Below are 23,828 nucleotides of genomic sequence, written 5' to 3'. Positions count from 1 at the left end.
GCGGTGATGTCTGCCCTCACCGCACCCCCGTTCTCCTCCGCCACCGGTTCCGACGTCCGCGTCCGGTTCTGCCCGTCACCGACGGGAACACCGCACGTCGGACTCGTCCGCACCGCCCTGTTCAACTGGGCATACGCCCGTCACACCGGCGGCACCTTCGTGTTCCGCATCGAGGACACCGACGCCGCCCGCGACAGCGAGGAGAGCTACGAGCAGATCCTCGAGGCGCTGCGGTGGCTCGGCCTCGACTGGGACGAGGGCATCGATGTGGGCGGTCCGCACGGACCGTACCGTCAGTCGCAGAGAGCCGACATCTACACCGACGTGATCGAGCGACTCGTGGCCGCCGGTCACGTGTACGAGAGCTTCTCGAACGCTGAGGAGATCGACGCCCGCAACGAGGCGGCCGGCCGCGCGAAGCAGCTCGGCTACGACAACTTCGACCGCGACCTCACCGACGAGCAGCGTGCCGCATTCCGCGCAGAAGGCCGCGAGCCGGCCCTCCGCCTCCGCGTGCCCGACGCCGATCTCTCCTTCGACGACCTCGTGCGCGGGGAGATCACGTTCCCCGCCGGTTCGTTCACGGACTTCGTCGTCGAACGTCCCAACGGTCAGCCGCTCTACACTCTCGTGAACCCCGTCGACGACGCCATCATGGGCATCACGCACGTGCTGCGCGGCGAGGACCTCCTGTCCTCCACGCCGCGCCAGATCGCGCTCTACCACGCCCTCGTCGACATCGGACTGACGGACGTCGTGCCGCGCTTCGGCCACCTCCCGTACGTCATGGGCGACGGCAACAAGAAGCTCTCCAAGCGCGACCCTGAGTCGAACCTCTTCCATCACCGCGAGCGCGGATTCATCCCCGAGGGGCTCGTGAACTACCTCGCCCTGCTCGGGTGGGGTCTCTCGGCCGACCGCGACGTCTTCAGCCTCGACGAGATGGTCGCAGCCTTCGACGTGGAGAACGTCAACCCGAACCCCGCGCGGTTCGACCTCAAGAAGGCCGAATCGATCAACGGAGACCACATCCGTCTGCTCGACGTCGCCGACTTCGCCGAGCGGACGATCCCGTACCTCCGCGGAGCCGGCGTCCTGGCAGCAGAGCCGACCGCCGAACAGCGGTCGCTGCTGCTCGCGGCCGCCCCGCTCGTCCAGGAACGCGTCGGTCTGCTGGGCGAGACGCCCGGAATGCTCGGCTTCCTCTTCACGACCTCCGACGCGCTCGAGTACGCCGAGGATGCGGTCGCCGGCCTTCCGGCCAACGCCGACGATGTGCTCGCCGCCGCTTCGGCGGCCCTCACCTCCATCGACGACGGGGAGTGGAATACCGAGGCCATTCAGACGGCACTCGCCAGCGGGCTCGTCGAGGGTCTCGGGCTCAAGCCGCGCGTGGCCTACGGCCCCGTGCGGGTGGCGATCTCCGGTCGTCGGGTGTCTCCGCCTCTCTTCGAATCCATGGAGCTCCTCGGTCGGGAGGAGTCCCTCGCCCGTGTCGAGCGGCTGAGGGCTCGGATCTCCGCATGACCGACTGGGATGTCGTCGTCGTCGGCGGGGGACCGGCCGGTCTCTCCGCCGCGCTCAATCTCGTCCGGGCGCGGTTGCGCGTGCTCGTGCTCGACAGCAACAGGCCTCGGCATTCGGCGACGCTCGTCTCGCACGGCTTCCTCACGCGGGACGGCATAGCGCCCCATGAGCTCCGTGCGCTCGGTCGCGCCGAGGTCGACGGGTACGACGATGCGGAGGTGGCGTTCGCACTCGTGACCTCGATCGAGCGAGCAGGAACGGGCTTCCGCGTGCGCGCGACGGGTGTCCGCGGCGCTCCGGACCAGGACGTCGTCGCGGCTCGTGTGCTCGTCACGTCGGGTCTCTCGGAGACGCTCCCGGACATCACCAACATGCGCGCCTACTACGGCACGAGCCTGCACAGCTGTCTCACGTGCGATGGCTACGAGAAGAGCGGTGAGCCCCTTGCCGTGATCGGCGACACGGACGACCTCGCCGAGGTCGCGTGGCGCACGCTGCAGTGGACCGACGACCTCGTCGTGTTCACGAACGGGTCCGGCGTGGTGTCGGGAGACGATCGCGCGTCCCTCGAGTCTGTCGGCGTGCGCGTCGTCGACGACAAGGTGGCCTCGCTCGACGGCGATCGATCGGGCCTCACCGGTGTCACTCTCGACTCGGGGGAGACCGTTCCGCGGACCGGAGGCTTCGTCCGTCCGCGCTGGACGACGAGCCTCGGATTCCTCGCCCCGCTCGCGGACGACCTCGTCCTCGACGACCTCGGGCTCGTGCGCACCGACGACGTAGGACACACGAGTGTGACCGGTCTCTTCGCTGCGGGCGATCTCACCCCGCCGGGGCCGCAGCAGCTCGTGGTCGCCGCGGGCCACGCGGCCGTCGTCGCCGGCGGCATCCTCTCCGACATCACCGCGGAACGACGCCGCTCGGCACCGTCCCTGTCCGTCCGCACGCCAACGTCGCCCGTCGAATCGGTCTGACATGTCGGATCGCGCGTTCTCCCGGAAGCGGCCCCGATGGCTCATCTGGGTGCCGTCGCTGCTGGCCGTCGTCCTCATCGCGGGCGCCGGTGTCCTCGCGTGGCAGGTCTCATCCGGTTCGGTCGGTCGAGACGCCCCGCCGGAGGTTGCCGAGGCCGTGACTCAGGACGGCTACTCACGGTTCTCCGAGGACGGGGTCACCTACATCGAGGACTCGCTCCAGGCTCGAATCGACCTCAGCGAGCCCGAGCCGGACGCCTCGGAACTCGGGCTGCCGGCGAACGGCGACACGGTGGTCGAAGCGAACGGCTTCTCGGTGAGCGTCGGTCTGTACGTCGGAGAGGACTCGATCCGCATCCCGACGAGCTCGATGACGCTCACGACGGAGGACGGTCGCCTCGTCGGGCTCTCTCTCGCAGCGTCGAGCGGCGGTTACCAGGCGCAGAGCGCGATCCTCGATGCGGTGGCCGAGCGCTTCGGTCTCGACCGCGGGGCTCTGGATCTCGACGCCGCGGTCGCGGACGACGTCCGCACCGGGGCTTCCGCTGAATACTCCTTCGGTCCGGGGACCGATTTCGGCCGTCCGACGACGGCGACGGTGTCCGTCTCGGGTGCCGGAGGCTCGGCCCTCACGGTCGACGTCGACTTCTCGTCCTGAGAGCCGTTCCGCCGGTTTGGAGGGAGCTCCCTCGGTGAGCTAGGGTTGGATGTCGGTCGGGGCAAGGCTCCGAAACCGGTGGGGTATGGTGTAATTGGCAACACGGCTGATTCTGGTTCAGTTGTTCTTGGTTCGAGTCCAGGTACCCCAGCAAGTCACTCCTCCGTCCTCAGGCGGGGGAGTTTTTGCATTCACCTCGACCAGAGGTCTGCGATCCGGATCTCCCGGCCGAGCACGTTCTCCGCGGCGCGATGCCCGGAGTGCAGCGCGGCCGTGACAGTGGCCGGGTCATCGGTCCACGTGGCCTCGCCGGCGAGGTGGAGGACACCGCCGATCGGCGCCGCGAGGTCGTCGTGGTCGGCCGTCGTCGATCCCACCGTCATGTAGGCGTAGGAGCCGCGGGAGAACGGATCGTCCTGCCACGCGCTGACGCGCGCGCTCGTGGGCTGCTCGACGCGGTCGCCGTACAGCCGGCGCAGCTGGGAGAGGACGGACTCGACGACCCGCTCCTCGGCCCATCCGCGCATCTCGCGCGCGGCGGGCCCGGCGGCGAACGTCAGCAGGGTCGGGTCGCCATGCAGCCTGGTCAGGTCGTACCAGGAATGCCACCACACGCCCTCAGGACCCTGCTGCCGGATCGCGTAGACGTCGTCGTCCCAGAACCGGCTAGGGAACCGAAGGACGACCTTCTCGAAGGCGTTCATGGCGAGCCTGGAGAGGGCGCCGGCGTTCGGCTCGGCGAGAGGGGGAGAGATGGTGAACTCGTCCGACTGGAGCACGCCCACCGGGACGGTGACGACGGCGTCGCGTCCGCGGAATGCTCCGTGGTCGGTCGTCACGGTGACGCCGTCCTCCGCCCAGTCCACGCGGGACACGACGTGCTCGAGGCGGACGTCGAGCCCGTCCGCGAGGTGTCGAGGGAGGCGGTCGTAGCCGTCGGGGAAGACCACCTCGTCTCCGTCGGTCACATCGTCGTCGAGCCCGTGCGCCGCGAGGTCCTCGATCCACGCGCCGTACTGCTCCTCCGTGCGGTGCTGCAGATACTCGCGAACCCGTTCGGCGCGCTCCGCCTCCCAGCCCTGCGCCGCGAGGGCGGCCTCTGTCGCGTCGTGGTAGGAGTCCCCAGGTCCCGACGCAGCGATCACGGGCAGGAGTGCGGCGTCGACCGCGTGGATGTCCGCCGCGAACACCTGAGCCTCGGCGTCCGACAGGCGGACGCCGTTCGGGTCGTAGTACGCGATCGGGCGGCTGTCGGGCTGGTAGCCGCCCACGGTGAACTCGACGGTGTCCATTCCGAATGCCTCGACAGCCTCGAACACGGCACTGTCGGTGATCCCGTGGATCCAGGAGGCTCCCATGTCGGTGACGAGTCCGTCTCGGCGATCGGTCCACACGCGTCCGCCGACGCGATCGCGTGCCTCCAACACGACCACCCGTCGGCCGGCGTCCTCCAGGAGCCGGGCAGCGGTGAGGCCCGCCACGCCGGCGCCCACCACGATCGTGTCGACGTGTTCCATCTCGGCCTCCTTCGGATGCGCTCCGGTGCGCAATTCGACGGTACCGCTGCGGGCGCTCCGTCGGGATAATCGGGACACGGCGTTGACGCGAACCCGCGGCGGACGCAGGAGGACACCGTGAGGAGTCGACGATGACGAACTACCTGATCTCGTTCCCGAGCGAGGCGATGATGCTCTCAGAGGCGGAGCTGTCCGAGGTCGTGGAGACCTCCCACGCGGTGGTCCGGGACATGCGCGATGCCGGCGTCCTCGTCTTCGCGGGCGGGATCGACGAGAGCACCCCACCGGTGCGCGTCGCGGCGGATGCCGCGGTCACTCCGGGCACGTACCCGCAGACGGTCGGATTCAACGGCGGATTCACCGTCATCGACGTTCCGAATCGGGAGGAAGCCGTGGAATGGGCTGCGCGGGTCGCGGCAGCGTGCCGGTGCGATCAGGAGCTCCGTGCGTTCGGAGAGGACGCGCTCGATTGACGTCGGGACCGGCGGCGTCGACATGATCCCGAACGATTTCTCGATTCCTGTCTGAAACCGCATCGCCCTGGGTACGTGGGGGATGGACGTGGAAACACCACGTCGTGGATTTCTCAGGGAGATCTGAATGGGCACGCTCAAATACGGCACCGGCGACTACGAGTTCGACGACCGGATCCTCGCACACCTGCGGGTCGTCATCGCACAGAAGCTCCGTCGCCGGGAGAGCTTCCTGCTCTCGTGGGACCACCACGCGCACAACGGCGGCGGGCGCAGCTCCCTCTGGATCACGGACGGGGTCAACCTCGGCTTCACGTTCTTCGGCAGCCGAGCAGCCAATCTGGATCGCGAATGGCTCGATCGGATGATGTCCGCAAGCCACTCCGTGATGGGCCTCAACCTGGAGGACGTCCCCGAGGTGCCGGCGGGGGACGAGACGGGTGCCGGAACCGCGCGCCGTGGATCCTCGAGAGGTGGTCGGGGACCCGATCGTGCGGCATCATGAGGGATATGAGTGAACCCGGCGCGGAGTACTTCGCGAGACTCGCATTCGATCTGCAGGCCGAACCCGACACGGAAGCCACCGTCGAGGTCGTCGTCGAGTATGCCAGGGACGCCGTGCGGTGCGACGACGTCGGCATCCACCTGCTCGAGGGCAAGAAGATCCGAACGGCCGCGGCCACAGGCGAGCGCGTCTGGGAGGCCGACGAACTGCAGAACGAGCTCGGGGAAGGGCCGTGCGTGTCGTCGATCGAGACCCTCGGCAGCTACGTGGTGCCCGACACCGCGAACGACCCCCGCTGGCCGAACTACGGTCCCCGACTCGCGCGCCTCGGCTACAGATCGATGGTGAGTGTCCCGCTCGTCACGAAGGACAAGGTGATCGGTTCCCTGAACCTGTTCTCCGTCGCACCCAACTCGCTCGACGACACGGACGAGGCCGTCGCCCGGATCTTCGGTCGTCACGCGTCGATCGCGCTCGCGAACGCGCGTTCGGAGGACAACCTCGAGAAGGCGCTCGACGGCCGGAAGACGATCGGGCAGGCCCAGGGCATCCTCATGGAACGCTTCAGCATCGACGAGGGACGCGCGTTCTCGCTTCTCCGTCGGTACTCCCAGCACCACAACATGAAGCTCGTGTCCGTGGCCCAGGACGTCGTCAGCGGTGAGCTGTTCGCGGCCCTGGGAGATGTGGAGCCGACCCAGACAGCTCCTGTCGAAGAGATCGGAGCGACGCTGCGAGCAAGCGGGAGACGGCCTTCTGCGTCGAGCCCGTCCGATGAGCGATCTCGTCTTGCGTGAGGTCCTCGAAGTACCGCAGGTAGACCACGAGCCGAGCATCCTTCGGCAGTGAGCGCAGCGCGCTGAGCAGCGGCACGCGGGATTCGACGGCGTCGAGTCGACGATCGAAGTCGCCGACGGTCGACGAGAACGGAACGTCCTCACCGTCGAGCGTGAGCGCGGCGTCGAGCGAGAGCGGTGCGGCGACTCCGTCCGGGCCGGCCTTCTCCGCGATGGCGCGAGGGAGTCGGATCGTCCGTGAGGTGTCGCGGAGGTAGTGCATGAGCTCTCCGCGGATGTAGGACGCGGCGAACGCGGCGAAGACACCCCGTCCCCGGTCGAACCGCTTGGCGGCCTGGACCAGACCGAGGTAGGCGACCTGCCGGAGGTCGAATCGCTCGGACGGCCGGGTCGACCACCGTTCGGCGAGGGCCTCGGCGAGCGCGAGATGGCCGTGGATCAGGTCGTGGGGCGCGGCGGGATCGACGCCGACCGTACGATCGCAACGAGATCTCGATGCGACGGTCGAGCGTGCGGGGACCCCGGCTCGGGTGAGAGTGGACACGGGTGGCCTCATCACAGAAGAAGAGAAGGCGATGGCACGCTGTTTGACCACCGGTGTGATGCCAGCCTAACACCCGTTGACACGATTCCACCGATATGCACTGATGGGACCGTGAACGATCGCTCCTCCCCATCCGATGCCGACGCGGACGCTCAACCCGATGGACGGCGAGAGACGCACAACGAACGACTCGACCGCCACTGGGCAGATCTCCTCCAGGAGTTGCGCGTCACCCAGACGGGAACGCAGATCCTCACGGGCTTCCTCCTCGCCCTCGCCTTCCAGCCGGCGTTCGCCGATCTCGACCGTGTGCAGACCGGGGTGTACTTGACGCTCGTGTGCCTCGCCGTACTGGCGACAGTGACGGGCCTGGCGCCGGTGAGCTCCCACCGTGTCCTCTACGGCCGTCTCGTGAAGGAAAGGGTGGTGGCCTTCGGCGACGTCCTCCTGAGGATCACTCTCGTGACGATCTCGCTGCTCCTCGTCGGCGTGGTGTTCTTCCTGTTCGACGTCGTGCTCGATCGCACCGCTGGTCTGGTCGCGGGAGCGCTCGCCTTCGCGGTCCTCGTCGCGCTGTGGCTGGTCGCGCCGCTCGCCGTGCGCCGACTGGACGACTCGGACGACATCACAAATGCATGACAGAACCTCGACTTCGTTGTCAACGTATTGGCGGCCGACGCATGACGGAACAGAATCATGGATCGAGGGGCCGTCCGACCACTCGTGGTGCGTCGAGTGGTCGGGCGTGCCCTGCGCGATCCGGCCCCTCCACGATCTGCCAGCCGTCGTGTAGGCGTCGCGATTCACGCCGCGGACGGTCAGGCCGTACGTGCGCGGCGTTCCTCACCGTCGGTCCGCGTGATCCGCTCGCGATGTGCCACGCGTCCCCGTTCGTCGTACCACGTGATGCGTCGGTCGCTTCCGGCGGTTCGGACGCACTCCTCCACGATCCGTCCGTCCGACGTGATGTCGTGGTTACCCCACCGTGTGGCCGTGCTCTGATCCATTGCCTGCCAGTCTCCTCATCGAGACCTTCACGCTAGGTCGACGCGAGTCGCGCCGACAGACCTTGACGGACCGGCGCGCGTGCGGCAGACACCCGACCCGATGCGCCGAGGGCACCGGCGCGCCGAGACTCAGACGGAGAGCTTGTCGCCGGGCTCGAGCGGGTGGAACGTGCCGCCGCCCTGTTCCGTCGCCCACGCGAGTCGCTGGTTCGACATGTCCTTACCCGCGCGAGACAGCACCATCTCGTGGGTGGGGAACGCGTGCCGCGGCTTCACGGCGAGCACGTAGTCGATCGTCTCGGACACCTTCATCCAGGGAGCGCCCGCCGGGGCTGCCAGGACGTTCACGTCGACACCGTCGGGGATCGTGAAGGAGTCACCGCCGTAGTACAACGCGTCGTTCACGAGGACACCGACGTTGTCGACCACCGGGATGGACTCGTGGATGACGGCGTGCTTGCGGCCGAAGAAGCGAAGCCGGAAGGGACCGGCGGTCACGGAGTCACCGTGCGCGACAACCGTGATCGGGATGTCTCCGGCCGCTGCCGCGACTCCAGCGGGAGCGAAGATCGTGACGCCGGGACTCGCCTGGACGATGCGGTCGAGCTGCTCGCGCGTCCAATGATCGGGGTGTTCGTGGGTGACGACGATCGCGTCGGCCCGCGTGCCGTCGGTGATGGCGGTGGTGAACGCACCGGGGTCGATGAAGAGGCGCCTGCCCGCTTCCTCGAGGATGAGAGCGGCATGTTCGAGCTTCGTGAGTTCCATGGCACCAGCCAAGCGGGCGGAACCTCGGGCGGCAAGGGGAACGCGCCGCCGGTGCGATAATTTCGCTCGTGTCCACAAGTAGTCGTACCATCGCCGTCGCCGTGAACCCGGCTGCGGCCGGGGGAGCGAGTCGACGGGTCGGGTCCGCGGTCGTCGACACCCTGCGTTCCGCGGGCGTCGACGTCCGGGTCATCGCGGCTGTGGACGAGGGCGAGCTGCGCTCGCGCCTGGGTGACGCCGTCGCGTCGGCCGTCGACGCCGTCGTGGTGGTCGGCGGTGACGGTGTGGTCAATCTCGCCGTCGACGTCCTGGCCGGTACCGGGACGCCCCTCGGCATCGTGCCGGCAGGGACCGGGAACGACGCTGCCCGTGAGCTCGGCGTGCCGATCGATGATCCAGCTGCGGCGTGCCGTCGCGTGGTGGACGCGCTCGCGGGGGGAGGTCGCCTCATCGACGTCGGCGTGATCGAATCCCTCGGCGGAGGAGCGGGGGAGCGGCGGCGATTCCTGTGCGCCGTGTCAGCAGGCTTCGATGCCCTCGTGAACGAGCGCGCGAACGCTCTCAGATTTCCGAGAGGGCCGCAGCGCTACACCGTCGCTCTCCTCCTAGAACTCCTCCGGCTCCGCGCGCGACGGTATCGGGTCACCGTCGATGGGCGCGCGTATGAGCTCGACTCCGTCCTCCTCGCTGTCGCCAACCTCGGATCGATCGGAGGCGGGATGCGCATCGTCCCGTTCGCGTCCGCCGAGGACGGTCGGCTGGACGCGCTCGTCGTCGCTCCGGTGAGCCGGCTGCGGTTCCTCCGCCTGTTCCCGCGGGTCTTCGCGGGTCGTCACACGGAGCTCGACGTCGTCTCCTTCCTCTCGGGGTCCGTCATCACGATCGACGCGGAGGAGACGATCGTCGCCTACGCCGACGGCGAGCGGATCGGTCCTCTGCCGGTGCGGATCTCGCTCGAAGAACGAGCTCTGCGGGTGCTGATCTGAGCCGATTTGGCTCACTCCGAACGGTGTGTCATACTCAATCTCGTTGTTTTCCGGCCCCATCGTTTAGCGGCCTAGGACACCGCCCTCTCACGGCGGCAGCGCGGGTTCAAATCCCGCTGGGGTCACGTGTCACCACGATCAACGTCCGAAAGGGTCAGATCTCGAGTGACGTAGTCGGATTGAAACAACAGCAGAAAACCCCCCTCGATGCGTGCGTCGAGGGGGGTCTTCTGCATCCCTGGAGCGCGCTCGCGCTCCTCGCACTCTGCCGCCGCCGTGCCACGTTGCGATCGGATTAAATCCGATGGGAACGGTCACACCGGCAGTGGCTGAGAGAACGATGTGTGTTAGACCTGGAACATCACAGCGGCGTGCGCCGCGACTTGTCGCGCCCACGCCATCCCCCACCAGGAAGGAATGACGGATAGATGACATCCGCATCCAGGCGTCGAGCGCGCCTCCTCACCATCACAGCAACCGCAACGGGCGCAGCCCTCGTTCTCGCCGGTTGCGCCGGCGGGTCGAATGACGGCGGCTCCTCCTCCAGCGCCATCACCGTCGGCACGACCGACAAGGTGACGGTCCTCGACCCCGCCGGCTCGTACGACAACGGATCGTTCGCGGTCATGAACCAGGTGTTCCCGTTCCTCATGAACACCCCGTACGGCAGCCCCGACGTCGAGCCGGACATCGCGGAGTCCGCCGAATTCACCTCGCCGACCCAGTACACGGTGACCCTCAAGGAGGGCCTCACGTTCGCGAACGGCAACGAGCTCACCTCGTCCGACGTGAAGTTCACGTTCGACCGCCAGCTCGCGATCGCCGATGAGAACGGCCCGTCTTCGCTGCTCTACAACCTCGACAGCGTCGAGACGCCTGACGACCTCACGGCCGTCTTCAACCTCAAGAGCGAGAACGACCAGGTCTTCCCGCAGATCCTCTCGAGCCCCGTCGGCCCGATCGTGGACGAGGACGTGTTCTCGGCGACCGAGCTCACGAGCGACTCCGACATCGTCGACGGTGAGGCGTTCGCAGGCCAGTACACGATCGAGAGCTACGACTTCAACAACCTCATCTCGTTCAAGGCCAACCCGGACTACCAGGGCGTCCTCGGCGCTCCGGAGAACGAGCAGGTCGTCCTCCAGTACTTCGCCGACTCCTCGAACCTCAAGCTCGCGATCCAGGAGGGCGAGATCGACGTCGCGCACCGCAGCCTCTCGCCGACCGACATCGCCGACCTCGAGGGCAACGACGACGTGAGCGTCGAGACCGGCCCGGGCGGCGAGATCCGCTACATCGTCTTCAACTTCGACACGCAGCCCTTCGGCGCCCAGACCCCGGAGGCCGACGAGGCCAAGGCCCTCGCCGTCCGCCAGGCCGTCGCCGATCTCATCGACCGTGACGCCCTCTCCGAGGATACGTACAAGGGCACCTACACCCCGCTCTACTCGTTCGTCCCCGAGGGACTGACAGGCGCCACCGAGCCCCTCAAGGAGCTCTACGGCGACGGCGAAGGCGGACCGGACGCCGACAAGGCGGCCGCACGACTGGCCGACGCCGGCATCGACGGACCCGTCGAGCTGAACCTCCAGTACTCGAACGACCACTACGGACCCACCTCCGGCGACGAGTACGCCGCGATCAAGTCGCAGCTCGAGGAGTCCGGCCTGTTCACCGTGAACCTGCAGACCACCGAGTGGGTGCAGTACTCGAAGGACCGGACGAGCGACGTCTACCCGCTCTACCAGCTCGGGTGGTTCCCCGACTACTCGGACGCCGACAACTACCTCACCCCGTTCTTCCTCACGGAGAACTTCCTCGGCAACCACTACGACAACCCCGAGGTCAACGACCTCATCCTCCAGCAGGCCACGACCGTCGACCCCGACGAGCGCGCCTCGGTGATCGGTGAGATCCAGCAGAAGGTCGCGGAGGACCTGTCGACGATCCCGTACCTGCAGGGTGCACAGGTCGCCGTCGTCGGTTCCGACGTCAGCGGAGTGACGCTCGACGCGTCGTTCAAGTTCCGCTTCGCCCCTCTCACGAAGGGCTGATCCGCCGCCTCGACCGGCCGATCCGACCCACGAGGCCGGGGTGACCGTTCACGGTCACCCCGGCCTCTCCACGTTCCCACTCCGGAGGTCTTCTTCTGAACGCCACAATCCGCACCGACGATCCGGCGACGACGCCGGCTCCGGCTGCGACCCCGCGGAAGCCACGACAGGCCGGCTCGAATCTCGGGCGCTACATCCTGATCCGCTTCCTGCTCATCTTCCCCACGATCTTCATCCTCGTCACCCTCGTGTTCCTCCTCATGAGGACGACGGGCGACCCGATCACCGCGGCCCTCGGAGGCCGTCTCACAGCCGATCAGCTCGCCGAGCGGGTGGCCGCCGCCGGATACGATCGGCCGCTGTTCGTCCAGTACGTCGAGTACCTCGGCCAGATCTTCACCGGGAACTTCGGAACGACGCTGTCCGACAACCGTCCGGTCGTCGAGGTCCTCGTCGTCTATGGAGCGGCGACAGTGGAGCTCGCGTTCTACGCGCTTCTCGTCGCCTTCGTCGTCGGCATCCCGCTGGGGATGGTCGCGGCGTACTTCCGAGACCGCACCCCTGACGCCTTCCTGCGCATCCTCGCGATCCTGTTCTACGCGACGCCCGTCTTCTTCGCCGGGCTGCTGCTGAAACTCGTCTTCGCGGTGACCCTGAAATGGCTGCCCGTCTCCGGGCGCGCGTCGACGACCTCCGAGCTGCAGTTCGCTCTGCTCGACGGACGCTCCGGTTTCTACATCGTGGACGCGTTCCGCACGGGTGACGCCGAGGTCATCGGCGACGTCCTCGCGCACGCGGTCCTGCCGGGGCTCGCCCTCGGCCTGCTCACGGCCGGTGTCTTCCTCCGCCTCGTGCGCACGAACATGATCGGGACACTCAGTACCGACTACGTCGATGCTGCGCGTTCGCGCGGAGTGAGCGAGCTGCGACTCGTCCGCACCCACGCATACCGACCGGCTCTGATCCCCATCATCACGGTGATCGGCCTGCAGGTCGCGCTCCTGCTCGGCGGAGCCGTGCTCACCGAGACGACCTTCGAGTGGAAGGGACTCGGGTTCCAGCTGTCCGAGTACCTCCAGGCGCGCGACTTCGTCGCCGTGCAGGGGATCGTCGTCCTGCTCGCCGTCATCGTGGCCGTGACCAACTTCCTCGTCGACATCATCGCGGCGCTCATCGACCCGAGGGTGAGGTACTGACATGACCGCAACGACCCAACGGGTGCCGCGGCGGCGGCTCGTCGACCGGCTGCCCGTGATCCGGCAGCTGAGGCAGAGCGTCGGCATCCAGCGCTTCATGCTCATCGCCGGCCTCGTGCTCACGGCGATCTTCGTCCTCTCCGCCATCTTCGCCCCGCTCATCGCGCCGTACGGCTTCAGCCAGACTCGGAACGACGACGGCGGCTTCGGCACCCAGCAGCCGCCGAGCGCCGCCCACCTCCTCGGCACCACCGTCAGCGGCTTCGACGTGTTCTCGAGAGTCGTGTGGGGCGCGCAGACGGCCCTCGGTGTCGTCGTGATCGCCGTCGCCCTCTCGATCGTGGCCGGTGTCTTCCTCGGACTCGTCTCCGGCTACTTCGGTGGATGGCTCGATCGGGTGCTCGTGGTGGTGTGCGACGCGATCTACGCGTTCCCGTCGCTGCTCCTCGCGATCGTCATGTCGATCGTCATCTCCGGCGGGCGCTCGAGCCTCTGGGGCGGCATCTTCGCCGCGGCGATCTCGATCACGGTCGTCTTCATCCCGCAGTACTTCCGCGTGATCCGCGCGGAGACGGTGAGGATCAAGACGGAGGCCTTCGTCGAGTCGGCTCGTGTGATCGGGGCCAGCAACGGCCGCATCATGTTCCGGCACGTGCTGCGGAACGCGACCCGCACCCTCCCGCTCATCTTCACCCTCAATGCGTCAGAGGCGATCCTGACCCTCGCGGGTCTCGGCTTCCTCGGCTTCGGCATCGAGCCGACGGCCGCCGCGGAGTGGGGCTTCGACCTCAACCGCGCGATCGCGGACGTGTCGAGCGGCATCTGGTGGACGGCTGTGCCCCCGGGCATCGCGATCGTGCTCACGGTGCTCGGTGTGACCCTGGTGGGCGAGAGCCTCAACGACCTCTCCGACCCGCGTCTCCGCGGACGCCGGTCCGTGTCGGCCGACGCCGGCACCGTGGCCGAGACCTCGGTGGTGCCGGGAGGCAGCATCGATCCCACGACCATCGACGGAACGGACGGACGAGCATGACCGACGTATTGACGATCTCCGACCTCGACATCTCGTTCTCGACCGATGCGGGGGCGGTGAAGGCCGTCGACGGCGTGAGCCTCACGGTCGGGCAGCGCGAGGTCCTCGCCATCGTCGGCGAGTCCGGCTCGGGCAAGACGGTCACCGCCAAGACGATCCTCGGGCTGCTGCCGCACACGGCGACATCCTCCGGTGCGGTCGTCCTGCGGAGTCGCGACGGGTCGAGTGAGAACGACGTCATCTCCGTCTCCGGAGCGACCCTCCGTCGTCTGCGGGGTTCCGACGTCTCGATGGTGTTCCAGGAGCCCTCCACCGCGCTCAATCCGGTCTTCACGGTCGGTTGGCAGATCGCCGAGGGTCTCAGGGCCCACGACGCGAAGCTCGGGCGGAAGGCCGCACGCGCGAAGGCGATCGACATCCTCCGCCGCGTGGGGATCCCCGAGCCCGAGTCTCGCGTCGACTACTACCCGCATCAGTTCTCGGGCGGGCAGAAGCAGCGCGTCGTCATCGCGATGGCCCTCGTGCTCGATCCCGGCCTCATCGTCGCGGACGAGCCCACGACGGCTCTCGACGTCACGGTGCAGGCCGAGATCCTCGACCTGCTGCGGCGATGCCGTGACGAGTTCGGGGCATCGATCGTGCTCATCACCCACAACATGGGAGTGGTCGCGGACCTCGCAGACCGGGTCGCCGTCATGTATCAGGGGGAGCTCGTGGAGGAGGCGGACGTCCAGACGCTCTTCTCGTCGCCGAAGGACCCGTACACGAAGCGGCTCCTGGAGGCCGTTCCCCGCATCGGGCAGAAGCTCGAGGCGGCCGAGCGGCGCGTACCCGCTGAGGTGGGTACCGCCCCGATCGTGGTCGCGAAGGACCTGCGCATCCAGTACCCCGGTCGCTTCGGTCGGCCCGGCTTCGTGGCCGTCGACGGCGTCGATCTCACGATCGGCGCTGGCGAGGTCGTCGGCCTCGTGGGGGAGTCCGGATCGGGGAAGACGACGATCGGGCGGGCCATCGCCGGCCTCACGCAGGTCACCTCCGGTTCGCTCAGCGTGCTCGGGATCGAGATGAACGGGGTCCGCGAGCGGACCTTCGCGCCGGTCCGTAAGGACATCGGGTTCGTGTTCCAGGACCCGGCGTCGAGCTTCAACCCGCTGTTGTCCATCGCCGAGGCGGTGTCGGAGCCCCTCGCGGTGCACCGGCCCGACCTCGACGAGCGTGCGGCGCGGAAGCGGGTCGATGAGCTCCTCGAGGCGGTCCAGCTTCCGAGGTCCTACGGCGATCGGTTCCCGCACGAGCTGTCGGGCGGACAGCGTCAGCGCGCCAGCCTCGCTCGAGCGCTCGCGCTCGAGCCGAAGCTGCTCGTCGCCGACGAGCCGACGAGCGCGCTCGACGTCTCGGTCCAGGCTCGTGTGCTGGAGCTCTTCGCGGAGCTCCAGGCCGAGTTCGGCTTCGCGGCACTGTTCATCAGCCACGACCTGGCTGTCGTGGACATCCTCTCCGACCGGATCGCGGTGCTGTACCGCGGGCGGCTCGTGGAGGAGGGCACGGGGGAGGAGGTCCTCGGATCGCCGACGGATCCCTACACTCGGCGCCTTCTCGCCTCGCTCCCGGTCCCGGACCCCGCCGCCCAACGGACGCGGCGCGAGGACCTCGCCCGCATCATCGCGGCGGAACGCGCCGCGGGCTGACCGGGCCCTCGACCCCCAGAGGTGTCACGATCGGTCACCGTCCTCGTCGGATGACGACAGATCGTGACACCTCAGGGGGTTGTACACTTGACCGCTGCTGCCGACATCCGCGATCGTCCGGTCGGTCAGCCCCTCGTCACGAAAGGCACAGAGTGCACCCCGAGCTTCCCCTGGTGTTCGAGATCGGGTCGTACATCGCCCTCGGCCTGATCCTGCTGTTCGACTTGCTCTACGTGGTCAAGCGTCCCCACATCCCCTCGTTCAAGGAGGCGACGCTCTGGGTCGTCTTCTACGTGAGTCTCGCGCTCGTCTTCGCCGGGCTCATGTGGGCGTTCGCGGGAGGCGAGTACGCCGGCCAGTTCCTGGCGGGATGGCTCACGGAGTACAGCCTGTCCGTCGACAACCTGTTCGTGTTCGTCATCATCATGGCGCGCTTCTCCGTGCCCCGGAAGTACCAGCAGGAAGTGCTCATGGTGGGCATCGTGATCGCGCTCGTCCTGCGCGGGATCTTCATCCTCCTGGGTGCGCAGATCATCGCGAACTTCTCGTTCGTGTTCTACATCTTCGGCATCTTCCTGCTGATCACGGCGTACCGGCAGGCGTTCGCGGACAACGACGACGCCGACGACGGCGAGACGCGATTCACGCTCTTCCTGCGTCGCAAGCTCGGCGTGCACGACGAGTTCGACGGATCGAAGATCCGCACGACCGTGAACGGGAAGCGCTACTTCACCCCGATGATCGTCGTGTTCATCGCCATCGGCACCACCGACTTCATCTTCGCGATCGACTCGATCCCCGCGATCTTCGGCATCACCCAGAGCCCGTTCATCGTGTTCACGGCGAACGTCTTCGCGCTCATGGGACTCCGTCAGCTCTACTTCCTGCTCGGCGGCCTCCTCGACCGGTTGCGCTACCTGCACTACGGGATCGCCTTCATCCTCGCCTTCATCGGCGTGAAGCTCTTCCTCCACGCGATGCACGAGAACGAGCTGCCGTTCATCAACGGCGGCGAGCACATCGAGTGGGCCCCGGAGATCAGCACGTGGGTGTCGCTCATCGTCATCGTCGCGTCTATGGCCGTCGCGACCGTCGCGAGCCTGCTCCACTCGGCCCACGAGAAGCGCAACGGCATCGACCCGGAGGGCGAGAAGGACCGCGTGGAGTCCGCCGTCGAGGCCTCGGAATCCGACAGGACTCCGGACGCTCCGCGCTCTGATGACGGGGGATCGCCCCGGTGACGGGTGCTATTCTGTGACGATGCTGCTCGATCGGTCCCTCCTCCTTCGTCGCCGCGACGAGGCCTGATCAGCTGGCCTCCCTCGTCGCGGAGGTTGCTGTGGCCGGACCCGATCGAAGAAGGACCGAAACCATGAAAACAGTTCCCGTGAGCACACCTGTGAACTCCTCCGTCGTGGATCCCGACGGGTCGACGGAGGCGTCCGGGCAGTCCGGCTCGCCCCTGACGCTCGCCGAGAAGATCTGGCGCGATCACCTCGTCGTCAAGGGCGAGGACGGTACGCCGGACCTCCTCTACATCGACCTGCACCTCGTGCACGAGGTGACGAGCCCCCAGGCGTTCGACGGCTTGCGCCTCGCCGACCGGCCCGTGCGACGCCTCGACCTGACGATCGCGACCGAGGACCACAACACGCCGACGCTCGCTATCGACAAGCCGATCGCCGACCTGACGAGCCGTACCCAGATCGAGACCCTGCGTCGCAATGCCGAGGAGTTCGGCGTGCGACTGCACTCGCTCGGCGACGTCGAGCAGGGAATCGTGCACGTGGTGGGTCCGCAGCTCGGCCTCACGATGCCCGGCATCACCGTCGTCTGCGGCGACTCGCACACCTCGACCCACGGCGCCTTCGGAGCGATGGCGTTCGGCATCGGCACGAGCGAGGTGGAGCACGTGCTCGCCACGCAGACGCTCCCGCTCAAGCCCTTCAAGACCATGGCGATCAACGTCGACGGAACGCTCAAGCCGGGCGTCACGGCGAAGGACATCATCCTCGCGGTCATCGCCAAGATCGGCACGGGCGGTGGACAGGGCTACGTGCTCGAGTACCGTGGATCCGCGATCCGGCAGCTCTCCATGGAGGGCCGCATGACCATCTGCAACATGTCGATCGAGGCCGGCGCGCGCGCCGGCATGGTCGCTCCGGACGACACGACCTTCGAGTACCTCAAGGGACGACCGCACGCGCCGGCCGGTGCCGACTGGGACGAGGCCGTCGCCTACTGGCGCACGCTCCCGACGGACGACGGCGCGACCTTCGACGCCGAGGTCTTCCTCGATGCAGACGAGCTCGAGCCGTTCGTGACGTGGGGGACGAACCCCGGTCAGGGTGTGTCGCTCAGCGAATCCGTGCCGGACCCCGAGGCCATCGCCGACGCGAACGAGCGCGCCGCCGCTGAGCGGGCGCTCGAGTACATGGCGCTCGAGGCCGGCACGCCGATGAAGCAGATCCCCGTCGACGCGGTGTTCATGGGATCGTGCACGAACAGCCGGATCGAGGACCTCCGGGCCTTCGCATCGGTCATCCAGGGCCGCAAGAAGGCCGAGCACGTCCGCGTCATGGTCGTCCCCGGATCTGCCCGCGTGCGCCTCGAGGCCGAGGCGGAGGGGCTCGACAAGGTGTTCATCGACTTCGGCGCGGAATGGCGGTTCGCGGGGTGCTCCATGTGTCTCGGGATGAACCCGGACCAGCTCGCCCCCGGGGAGCGCTGCGCATCGACGAGCAACAGGAACTTCGAGGGGCGACAGGGCAAGGGAGGCCGTACCCACCTCGTCTCTCCGCTCGTCGCGGCCGCTACGGCGGTTCGCGGAACCCTGTCCAGCCCGTCCGATCTGGAGGCGTAGACCATGCAGAAGTTCGAGACCGTCACGGCCGTCGCGATGCCGCTCAAGCGGTCGAACGTCGACACCGACCAGATCATCCCCGCCGTCTACCTCAAGCGCGTCACGAAGACCGGCTTCGAGGACGCCCTCTTCGCCGGCTGGCGGCAGGACCCGGAGTTCGTCCTCAACCAGCCGCAGTACGCCGGTGCCGAGGTCCTCGTCGCCGGCCCCGACTTCGGCACGGGGTCGAGCCGCGAGCACGCCGTCTGGGCGCTCCGCGACTACGGCTTCCGTGTCGTGGTGAGCGCCCGCTTCGCCGACATCTTCCGCGGCAACAGCGGCAAGCAGGGACTGCTCGCCGCTGAGGTGGCGGAAGCCGACGTCGAACGGATCTGGGCGATCATGGACGCGCAACCGGGTCTGCGCCTCACGGTCGATCTCGTCGAGCGCACGATCGTCGCCGGCGACGAGACGTTCTCGTTCCAGGTGGACGACTACACGCGGTGGCGACTCATCGAGGGGCTCGACGACATCGGCCTCACGCTGCGCAACGAAGAGGCCATCACGCGCTTCGAGCAGACGCGGGCCGGATGGCGTCCGACGACGATCCCGGCGCGGAGCCTCTGAGCCGCGAGCGTACGACCGTGCGCGACCGGTTCCGGCGCCGCCGGGCCGGTCGCACGGTCGTGGGAACGACAGCGGGAGATAATGGTCCGGTGTCTGTGAGTTCATCGGGTCGGCGTGGCCGCCGGACGAAAGCCGAGAGGCGATCGAATCCGGAGAAGTCCCGGCCCTCCTTCTTCTGGTTCCTCGCCGGCGTCGCGCTGCCGCTCAGCAGGGCGATGATGGTCATCCGCATCGAGAACGGCCACAAGCTGCCGCGCTTCGGCCCGGCCATCGTGGCACCGAACCACTACTCGGAGATCGATCCCGTCGTCGTCGGGCTCGCGATCTGGAAGCTCGGTCGTGCGCCGCGCTTCCTCGCGAAGTCGTCACTCTTCCGCGTGAAGGTACTCGGTTGGATGCTTCGGTCCTCCGGTCAGATCCCGGTCGAGCGAGCGGGCGCGACCCGCGGCAGCGATCCCATGGCCGCCGCTGTCCAGGTGGCGGAGAAGGAACAGGTCCTCGTCGTCTATCCGGAGGGCACGCTCACCCGCGACCCCGCGATGTGGCCGATGCGCGGCAAGACGGGGGCGGTACGACTCGCGTTGCAGCACGGAATCCCGATCTACCCGGTGGCGCATTGGGGAACCCAGAACCTCATGGCGCGGTATTCGAAGAAGATCGACTTCTTCCCTCCGAAGACCATCCGTGTCCGCTTCGGGGACGCCGTCGACCTGTCTGCTTTCCAGGGCAAGCCGCTCGACGGGCAGACGCTCGCGGCGGCGACCGAGGTGGTCATGGCGGCGGTGACGCACGAGCTCGAGGAGCTGCGCGGCGAGACGGCCCCGGACTCCCGTTGGGACCCGACCGAGCGCGGACAGACCGAGACAGGACGATTTTGAGTCGACGACAACAGGCGAAGGTCGCGGTGCTCGGCACCGGCAGTTGGGGCACCACGTTCGGCAAGATCCTCGCGGACGGCGGTGCGTCGGTGACCATGTGGGCCCGCCGGCCCGAGATCGCCGCTGAGATATCGCGGACCCACCGCAACAGCGACTACCTCCCGGGGATCACCCTCCCGGTCGGCCTTTCGGCCACGTCGGATCTGAAGGCGGCGTTGGCCGGGGCGAGCCATGTGTTCGTCGCGGTTCCCAGCCAGACGCTGCGCGACAATCTCGAAGCGGTGCGGCCCCTGCTCGCCCCCGGCGCCGTCGTCGTCTCCCTCATGAAGGGCGTGGAGAAGGGCTCGGGCCTTCGGATGAGCGAGGTCATCGTCGAGAGCCTCGGCATCGATCCCGACCGTGTCGCCGTGGCCTCCGGACCGAACCTCGCCCTCGAGATCGCTCGTGAGCAACCGACCGCCGCCGTGATCTCGTCGAGCCGCCTCGAGACGGCCCAGAGCGTCGCCATGCTCGCCCGTAATCGGTACTTCCGCTCGTTCGTGAACACGGATGTGATCGGCACCGAGTTCGGCGGCGTGCTGAAGAACCTCATCGCTGTCGCTATCGGCATCGTCGACGGTGTGGGCTACGGAGAGAACACGAAGGCCTCGATCATCACGAGAGGCCTGGTCGAGATGACCGATTTCGCCGTGGCTCGGGGGGCGAAGGCAGAGACGCTCTCCGGCCTCGCCGGTCTCGGCGACCTGATCGCGACGTGTCAGTCGCCGCTCTCCCGCAACAACACCGCTGGTCGACTCCTCGGCCAGGGGTACAGCTTCCAGGCCGTCGTGAAGCAGATGCAGCAGACGGCGGAGGGCCTCGCTTCGGTCGCCCCGGTGCTCGAGCTCGCTCGCGAGATCGGCGTGGAGATGCCGATCGTGCAGCAGGTCAAGCAGGTGCTCGATGGAACTCTCGATCCGCGCGACATCGCGCCCCATTTGACGACAGACAGTGACGAGCCCCAGGGCGAGAGGACAGGCGATGACAGTGAAGCGACGAGTGGCGGTTCTCTTCGGCGGGCGTTCAAGCGAGCATTCGATCAGCTGCGCAACGGCGGGCGGAGTGCTCTCGGCGATTGACCGCGACCTCTTCGAGGTCGTGCCGATCGGGATCACCAGGGGAGGCGCCTTCGTCCTCGAGGAGGACGACCCCGCGAAGTTCGCCCTCGATCCCGAGCGGCTGCCGGAGGTCGTGGACAACGGCTCGCGCGTGATGTGGCCAGAGAACGCGACGTCACGCGAACTCTCGGTGACGTCGGTCGACGGCGCGGTGTCGTCTCTCGGCGTGATCGACGTCGTCTTCCCGATCCTGCACGGGCGATACGGCGAGGACGGCACGGTGCAGGGGCTGTTCGAACTCGTCGGTCTGCCCTACGTCGGTTCGGGAGTGCTCGCGTCATCGGTCTCGATGGACAAGCACTTCACGAAGACCGTCCTCCAGCACGCCGGGATCGCGGTGGCCCCCTGGGTGACCGTCTCGGCCGTCGGATTCCGGGCCGACCCGGGTGCGGCGCACCGAGGCGCGGACGCGCTCGGCTACCCGGTCTTCGTCAAGCCGGCCCGTGCGGGCTCGAGCGTCGGCGTGGCCAAGGTGGAGGAACCGGGCTCGCTCGACACGGCGATCGCCGAGGCCCTGACCCACGATGATCGCGTCCTCATCGAGTCGACCGTCGTCGGACGGGAGGTCGAGATCGCCGTGCTCGAGGGGCGAGACGGTGCGCCGCCCCGTACCTCCGTCGCGGGGGAGATCGTCGTCTCGGGCCGCGGCTTCTACGACTTCGAGGCGAAGTACCTCGACGCCCCCGGTATCGACCTCGTGTGTCCTGCGGACATGACGGAGTCCGAGCTGACGGAGATGAGCAGGATCGCGTCCGCGGTCTTCGACGCCGTCGGCGCCGAGGGGCTCGCTCGTGTGGACTTCTTCCTCACGGAGGACGGTTTCGTCGTGAACGAACTCAACACCCTTCCGGGTTTCACGCCGATCTCGATGTTCCCGAAGTGCTGGTTGGCGAGCGGGCTGGCCTATCCAGACCTCATCACGGAACTGCTCGAGCTCGCGGTGGCCCGCGGTCCGCGCTGATGCCCTCCCGCCCCACCGTCTCCGATGAGACAGAGGGCGCGATCCTTGCGCGCATTCTGCCTCTGCTGTCCCCGTCGTCGTCTGCGACGCTCGGCCCGGGAGACGACGCGGCGGTCGTCTCGGCGCCTGATGGTCGTTTCGTCGTGACGACGGACCTCATGGTCCATGGTCCCGACTTCCGGCTCGCATGGTCGTCGCCGTGGGAGCTCGGTTGGAAGGCAGCGGCGACGAACCTCTCGGACGTCGCGGCGATGGGCGCACGGCCGACGGCCCTCGTGATCGCTCTCGCCGTGACGTCCGACATGCCTGTCGTCTCACTCGAAGAGTTCGCGCGAGGGGTTTCGGCCGCGATCGAGCAGCTCAGCCCCGATTGCGGGGTCGTCGGGGGCGACCTCTCCGTCTCGGACACCTTCACGATCGCCGTCACGGCCTTCGGCGACCTCGAGGGGCGTGCGCCCGTGGTCCGTTCCGGCGCGAAGGTCGGCGACGTCGTCGCCGTCTCGGGTGCGCTCGGGAACGCCGCGGATGGCCTCAGCCTCCTTTTCCGTGATGCGGTCGACGAGGACGGTCGACCGGATGCAGCGCGTGCTGCGCGTCTGCGGGAGACGGAGGCTGAGCGCCTGGCCGCCCAATTGACCCCGTCACCACCGATCGCGGACGGCGTGCTCGCGGCCGTCGCCGGCGCGACCGCGATGCTCGACCTGTCCGACGGTCTCGCGAAGGACGCTGCGCGCGTCGCGGCCGCGAGCGGAGTGGGTATCGACTTCGACTCAGCCACGCTCGGCCCGGACGTGGCTCGGGCGCTGGGCGGGGGAGAGGACCACTCGCTGTTCGCGACGTTCCCTCCCGGGACTGCGCTCCCCGGAGGGTTCCGGCGTGTCGGCACGGTCGTCGCGTCGCCGGTCGCGGCGGTCACGTGCGACGCTCAACCGGTCGACGTCGCCGGCTGGGACCCGTACGCCGGTTGGGACGGCGGCCGCGGCTAGTCGCTGGCGCGGCTCGTCTCGGATCTTTCGGCTTCGTCGGATTCCGGAGCCGGAGACTCGGCGAACCACAGCGTCGTCTCGCCGTACGCGCGTTTCCTGATCGCCTCGATGCCGGTGGGCCATGTGGGCTCGGGGGAGCGGGAGCTGCGTTCGACGACGATCACGCCGCCGGCGGAGAGCAGCCGCGCGATCGCCGCGAGATCGTCGGCGATGTCCTGCTCGGAGACGTCGTACGGCGGATCCACGAGCACCAGGTCGACGGGTGGAGTGGCCGTCGTGAGGTGAGCGCGAACCGAGCGCGTGGACACGTCGATCGGCGTCGGACGCGGACCCAGCGCGCGCTGCACAGCTGCGGCGTTTGTCCGGCACAGGCCTGCCGCTTTCGCGTTGCGTTCCACGAGCACGACGGACGAGGCGCCGCGCGAGGCGGCTTCGAGGCCCAGGGCCCCCGACCCGGCGTACAGATCGAGGACGTGGGCGCCGGAGATCGCGTCCCATGCGTCGAGCGTGGAGAACAACGCCTCTCGCACGCGCTCGCTGGTCGGCCGTGTCCCGACGGACGGGACGGAGAGACGGACCGATCGGGCGCGTCCGGCGATGATCCTCGTCACTCCTCGAGCGTACCGGGCGACGCACCGTGAGCCGGCCGC

22 protein-coding genes, 2 tRNA genes and 1 pseudogene are annotated in these 23,828 nt (G+C 68.0%); 21 read left to right on the top strand and 4 right to left on the bottom strand.

What is annotated here, in order from left to right:
• Positions 1 to 6 precede the first annotated feature (6 nt).
• From gltX to CLV49_RS17245, 4 genes are all read left to right on the top strand, one after another.
• Positions 7 to 1,527: a glutamate--tRNA ligase gene (gene gltX, locus CLV49_RS17260; RefSeq protein ID WP_106565193.1), complete on the top strand. Its 1,521-nt coding sequence runs from the start codon at positions 7 to 9 to the stop codon at positions 1,525 to 1,527.
• The gene (locus tag CLV49_RS17255) at positions 1,524 to 2,501 is read left to right on the top strand and encodes an NAD(P)/FAD-dependent oxidoreductase (protein WP_106564645.1); all 978 of its coding nucleotides are present in this window, start codon (positions 1,524 to 1,526) and stop codon (positions 2,499 to 2,501) included. Before gltX ends, CLV49_RS17255 begins: the two co-directional genes overlap by 4 nt.
• Before the next feature lies 1 nt (position 2,502).
• Positions 2,503 to 3,159, top strand: a complete 657-nt coding sequence (locus tag CLV49_RS17250; protein ID WP_106564644.1) for a hypothetical protein — start codon at positions 2,503 to 2,505, stop codon at positions 3,157 to 3,159.
• 79 nt (positions 3,160 to 3,238) lie between these two features.
• A tRNA-Gln gene (locus CLV49_RS17245) sits at positions 3,239 to 3,310 on the top strand.
• A gap of 40 nt (positions 3,311 to 3,350) precedes the next feature.
• Here CLV49_RS17245 and CLV49_RS17240 read toward each other — a convergent pair.
• Entirely contained in the window at positions 3,351 to 4,676 is a 1,326-nt protein-coding gene (locus tag CLV49_RS17240) for a flavin monoamine oxidase family protein (protein WP_106564643.1), read from the bottom strand.
• A 131-nt stretch (positions 4,677 to 4,807) separates the two neighbouring features.
• Here CLV49_RS17240 and CLV49_RS17235 point away from each other — a divergent pair, with 131 nt between their 5' ends.
• The 3 genes and pseudogenes from CLV49_RS17235 to CLV49_RS17225 all read left to right on the top strand — a co-directional run.
• Complete coding sequence (locus tag CLV49_RS17235; RefSeq protein ID WP_106564642.1) at positions 4,808 to 5,149, top strand: YciI family protein; 342 nt, start codon at positions 4,808 to 4,810, stop codon at positions 5,147 to 5,149.
• A 127-nt stretch (positions 5,150 to 5,276) separates the two neighbouring features.
• Complete coding sequence (locus CLV49_RS17230) at positions 5,277 to 5,654, top strand: DUF7882 family protein (RefSeq protein ID WP_208019759.1); 378 nt, start codon at positions 5,277 to 5,279, stop codon at positions 5,652 to 5,654.
• A pseudogene (locus CLV49_RS17225) lies at positions 5,651 to 6,298 on the top strand (GAF and ANTAR domain-containing protein); the annotation flags it as partial. The gene CLV49_RS17230 and the pseudogene CLV49_RS17225, both read left to right, overlap by 4 nt.
• 10 nt (positions 6,299 to 6,308) lie before the next feature.
• Here CLV49_RS17225 and CLV49_RS18590 read toward each other — a convergent pair.
• Complete coding sequence (locus tag CLV49_RS18590) at positions 6,309 to 6,995, bottom strand: sigma-70 family RNA polymerase sigma factor (protein ID WP_158262000.1); 687 nt, start codon at positions 6,993 to 6,995, stop codon at positions 6,309 to 6,311.
• A 111-nt stretch (positions 6,996 to 7,106) separates the two neighbouring features.
• On the opposite strand from CLV49_RS18590, the gene CLV49_RS17215 reads away from it, so the two are divergent.
• On the top strand, positions 7,107 to 7,634 hold the full coding sequence (locus tag CLV49_RS17215; RefSeq protein ID WP_106564639.1) for a DUF6328 family protein: 528 nt from the start codon (positions 7,107 to 7,109) through the stop codon (positions 7,632 to 7,634).
• A 497-nt stretch (positions 7,635 to 8,131) separates the two neighbouring features.
• Here CLV49_RS17215 and CLV49_RS17205 read toward each other — a convergent pair whose 3' ends face one another.
• Positions 8,132 to 8,770: an MBL fold metallo-hydrolase gene (locus tag CLV49_RS17205; protein ID WP_106564637.1), complete on the bottom strand. Its 639-nt coding sequence runs from the start codon at positions 8,768 to 8,770 to the stop codon at positions 8,132 to 8,134.
• A 68-nt stretch (positions 8,771 to 8,838) separates the two neighbouring features.
• Here CLV49_RS17205 and CLV49_RS17200 point away from each other — a divergent pair, with 68 nt between their 5' ends.
• The 13 genes from CLV49_RS17200 (at position 8,839) to thiL (ending at position 23,178) form a co-directional block, all read left to right on the top strand.
• Entirely contained in the window at positions 8,839 to 9,756 is a 918-nt protein-coding gene (locus tag CLV49_RS17200) for a YegS/Rv2252/BmrU family lipid kinase (RefSeq protein WP_106564636.1), read from the top strand.
• Positions 9,757 to 9,808: 52 nt separating this feature from the next.
• Positions 9,809 to 9,881 (top strand) — tRNA-Glu (locus CLV49_RS17195).
• 303 nt (positions 9,882 to 10,184) lie between these two features.
• Positions 10,185 to 11,810 carry an ABC transporter substrate-binding protein gene (locus CLV49_RS17190; protein WP_106564635.1) on the top strand — a complete coding sequence of 542 codons (1,626 nt, stop codon included), beginning with the start codon at positions 10,185 to 10,187 and terminating at the stop codon, positions 11,808 to 11,810.
• A gap of 95 nt (positions 11,811 to 11,905) precedes the next feature.
• Positions 11,906 to 13,006, top strand: coding sequence for an ABC transporter permease (locus CLV49_RS17185; RefSeq protein WP_106564634.1), 1,101 nt, complete (start codon positions 11,906 to 11,908; stop codon positions 13,004 to 13,006).
• A 1-nt stretch (position 13,007) separates the two neighbouring features.
• Positions 13,008 to 14,039 carry an ABC transporter permease gene (locus tag CLV49_RS17180; RefSeq protein WP_106564633.1) on the top strand — a complete coding sequence of 344 codons (1,032 nt, stop codon included), beginning with the start codon at positions 13,008 to 13,010 and terminating at the stop codon, positions 14,037 to 14,039.
• The gene (locus CLV49_RS17175) at positions 14,036 to 15,727 is read left to right on the top strand and encodes a dipeptide ABC transporter ATP-binding protein (protein ID WP_106564632.1); all 1,692 of its coding nucleotides are present in this window, start codon (positions 14,036 to 14,038) and stop codon (positions 15,725 to 15,727) included. Before CLV49_RS17180 ends, CLV49_RS17175 begins: the two co-directional genes overlap by 4 nt.
• Positions 15,728 to 15,879: 152 nt before the next feature.
• A complete protein-coding gene (locus tag CLV49_RS17170; protein WP_243696514.1) occupies positions 15,880 to 16,968 on the top strand; it encodes a TerC/Alx family metal homeostasis membrane protein in 1,089 nt (362 codons plus the stop codon).
• A 131-nt stretch (positions 16,969 to 17,099) separates the two neighbouring features.
• Complete coding sequence (gene leuC, locus CLV49_RS17165; RefSeq protein WP_106564630.1) at positions 17,100 to 18,590, top strand: 3-isopropylmalate dehydratase large subunit; 1,491 nt, start codon at positions 17,100 to 17,102, stop codon at positions 18,588 to 18,590.
• Positions 18,591 to 18,593: 3 nt separating this feature from the next.
• Positions 18,594 to 19,196, top strand: a complete 603-nt coding sequence (gene leuD / locus CLV49_RS17160) for a 3-isopropylmalate dehydratase small subunit (RefSeq protein WP_106564629.1) — start codon at positions 18,594 to 18,596, stop codon at positions 19,194 to 19,196.
• Positions 19,197 to 19,285: 89 nt separating this feature from the next.
• Positions 19,286 to 20,074 (top strand): lysophospholipid acyltransferase family protein, encoded by a 789-nt coding sequence (locus CLV49_RS17155; RefSeq protein ID WP_243696515.1) that lies wholly within the window; start codon positions 19,286 to 19,288, stop codon positions 20,072 to 20,074.
• Complete coding sequence (locus tag CLV49_RS17150) at positions 20,071 to 21,192, top strand: NAD(P)H-dependent glycerol-3-phosphate dehydrogenase (protein ID WP_243696516.1); 1,122 nt, start codon at positions 20,071 to 20,073, stop codon at positions 21,190 to 21,192. Before CLV49_RS17155 ends, CLV49_RS17150 begins: the two co-directional genes overlap by 4 nt.
• On the top strand, positions 21,095 to 22,192 hold the full coding sequence (locus CLV49_RS17145; RefSeq protein ID WP_106564627.1) for a D-alanine--D-alanine ligase family protein: 1,098 nt from the start codon (positions 21,095 to 21,097) through the stop codon (positions 22,190 to 22,192). Before CLV49_RS17150 ends, CLV49_RS17145 begins: the two co-directional genes overlap by 98 nt.
• The gene (gene thiL / locus CLV49_RS17140; protein WP_106564626.1) at positions 22,192 to 23,178 is read left to right on the top strand and encodes a thiamine-phosphate kinase; all 987 of its coding nucleotides are present in this window, start codon (positions 22,192 to 22,194) and stop codon (positions 23,176 to 23,178) included. Before CLV49_RS17145 ends, thiL begins: the two co-directional genes overlap by 1 nt.
• Here thiL and rsmD read toward each other — a convergent pair.
• A complete protein-coding gene (gene rsmD, locus CLV49_RS17135; RefSeq protein WP_106564625.1) occupies positions 23,175 to 23,789 on the bottom strand; it encodes a 16S rRNA (guanine(966)-N(2))-methyltransferase RsmD in 615 nt (204 codons plus the stop codon). The genes thiL and rsmD overlap by 4 nt on opposite strands.
• Positions 23,790 to 23,828 lie beyond the last annotated feature (39 nt).

The sequence above is a fragment of the Labedella gwakjiensis genome, from assembly GCF_003014675.1.
GTDB classification, from domain to species: Bacteria; Actinomycetota; Actinomycetes; order Actinomycetales; family Microbacteriaceae; genus Labedella; species Labedella gwakjiensis.
Note: the sequence above shows the minus strand (reverse complement) of the source record. Positions and strands in the feature narration are given on the sequence as shown.

Bases quoted from the DNA above. Each gene is read 5' to 3' on its own strand.
- CLV49_RS17175 (WP_106564632.1), top strand. From the start codon at position 14,036: ATGACCGACGTATTGACGATCTCCGACCTCGACATCTCGTTCTCGACC.
- CLV49_RS17230 (WP_208019759.1), top strand. From the start codon at position 5,277: ATGGGCACGCTCAAATACGGCACCGGCGACTACGAGTTCGACGACCGG.
- CLV49_RS17205 (WP_106564637.1), bottom strand. From the start codon at position 8,770: ATGGAACTCACGAAGCTCGAACATGCCGCTCTCATCCTCGAGGAAGCG.
- CLV49_RS17240 (WP_106564643.1), bottom strand. From the start codon at position 4,676: ATGGAACACGTCGACACGATCGTGGTGGGCGCCGGCGTGGCGGGCCTC.
- leuD (WP_106564629.1), top strand. From the start codon at position 18,594: ATGCAGAAGTTCGAGACCGTCACGGCCGTCGCGATGCCGCTCAAGCGG.
- CLV49_RS17145 (WP_106564627.1), top strand. From the start codon at position 21,095: ATGACAGTGAAGCGACGAGTGGCGGTTCTCTTCGGCGGGCGTTCAAGC.
- leuC (WP_106564630.1), top strand. From the start codon at position 17,100: ATGAAAACAGTTCCCGTGAGCACACCTGTGAACTCCTCCGTCGTGGAT.
- CLV49_RS17180 (WP_106564633.1), top strand. From the start codon at position 13,008: ATGACCGCAACGACCCAACGGGTGCCGCGGCGGCGGCTCGTCGACCGG.
- thiL (WP_106564626.1), top strand. From the start codon at position 22,192: ATGCCCTCCCGCCCCACCGTCTCCGATGAGACAGAGGGCGCGATCCTT.
- CLV49_RS17250 (WP_106564644.1), top strand. From the start codon at position 2,503: ATGTCGGATCGCGCGTTCTCCCGGAAGCGGCCCCGATGGCTCATCTGG.
- CLV49_RS17235 (WP_106564642.1), top strand. From the start codon at position 4,808: ATGACGAACTACCTGATCTCGTTCCCGAGCGAGGCGATGATGCTCTCA.
- CLV49_RS17190 (WP_106564635.1), top strand. From the start codon at position 10,185: ATGACATCCGCATCCAGGCGTCGAGCGCGCCTCCTCACCATCACAGCA.
- gltX (WP_106565193.1), top strand. From the start codon at position 7: ATGTCTGCCCTCACCGCACCCCCGTTCTCCTCCGCCACCGGTTCCGAC.
- CLV49_RS17255 (WP_106564645.1), top strand. From the start codon at position 1,524: ATGACCGACTGGGATGTCGTCGTCGTCGGCGGGGGACCGGCCGGTCTC.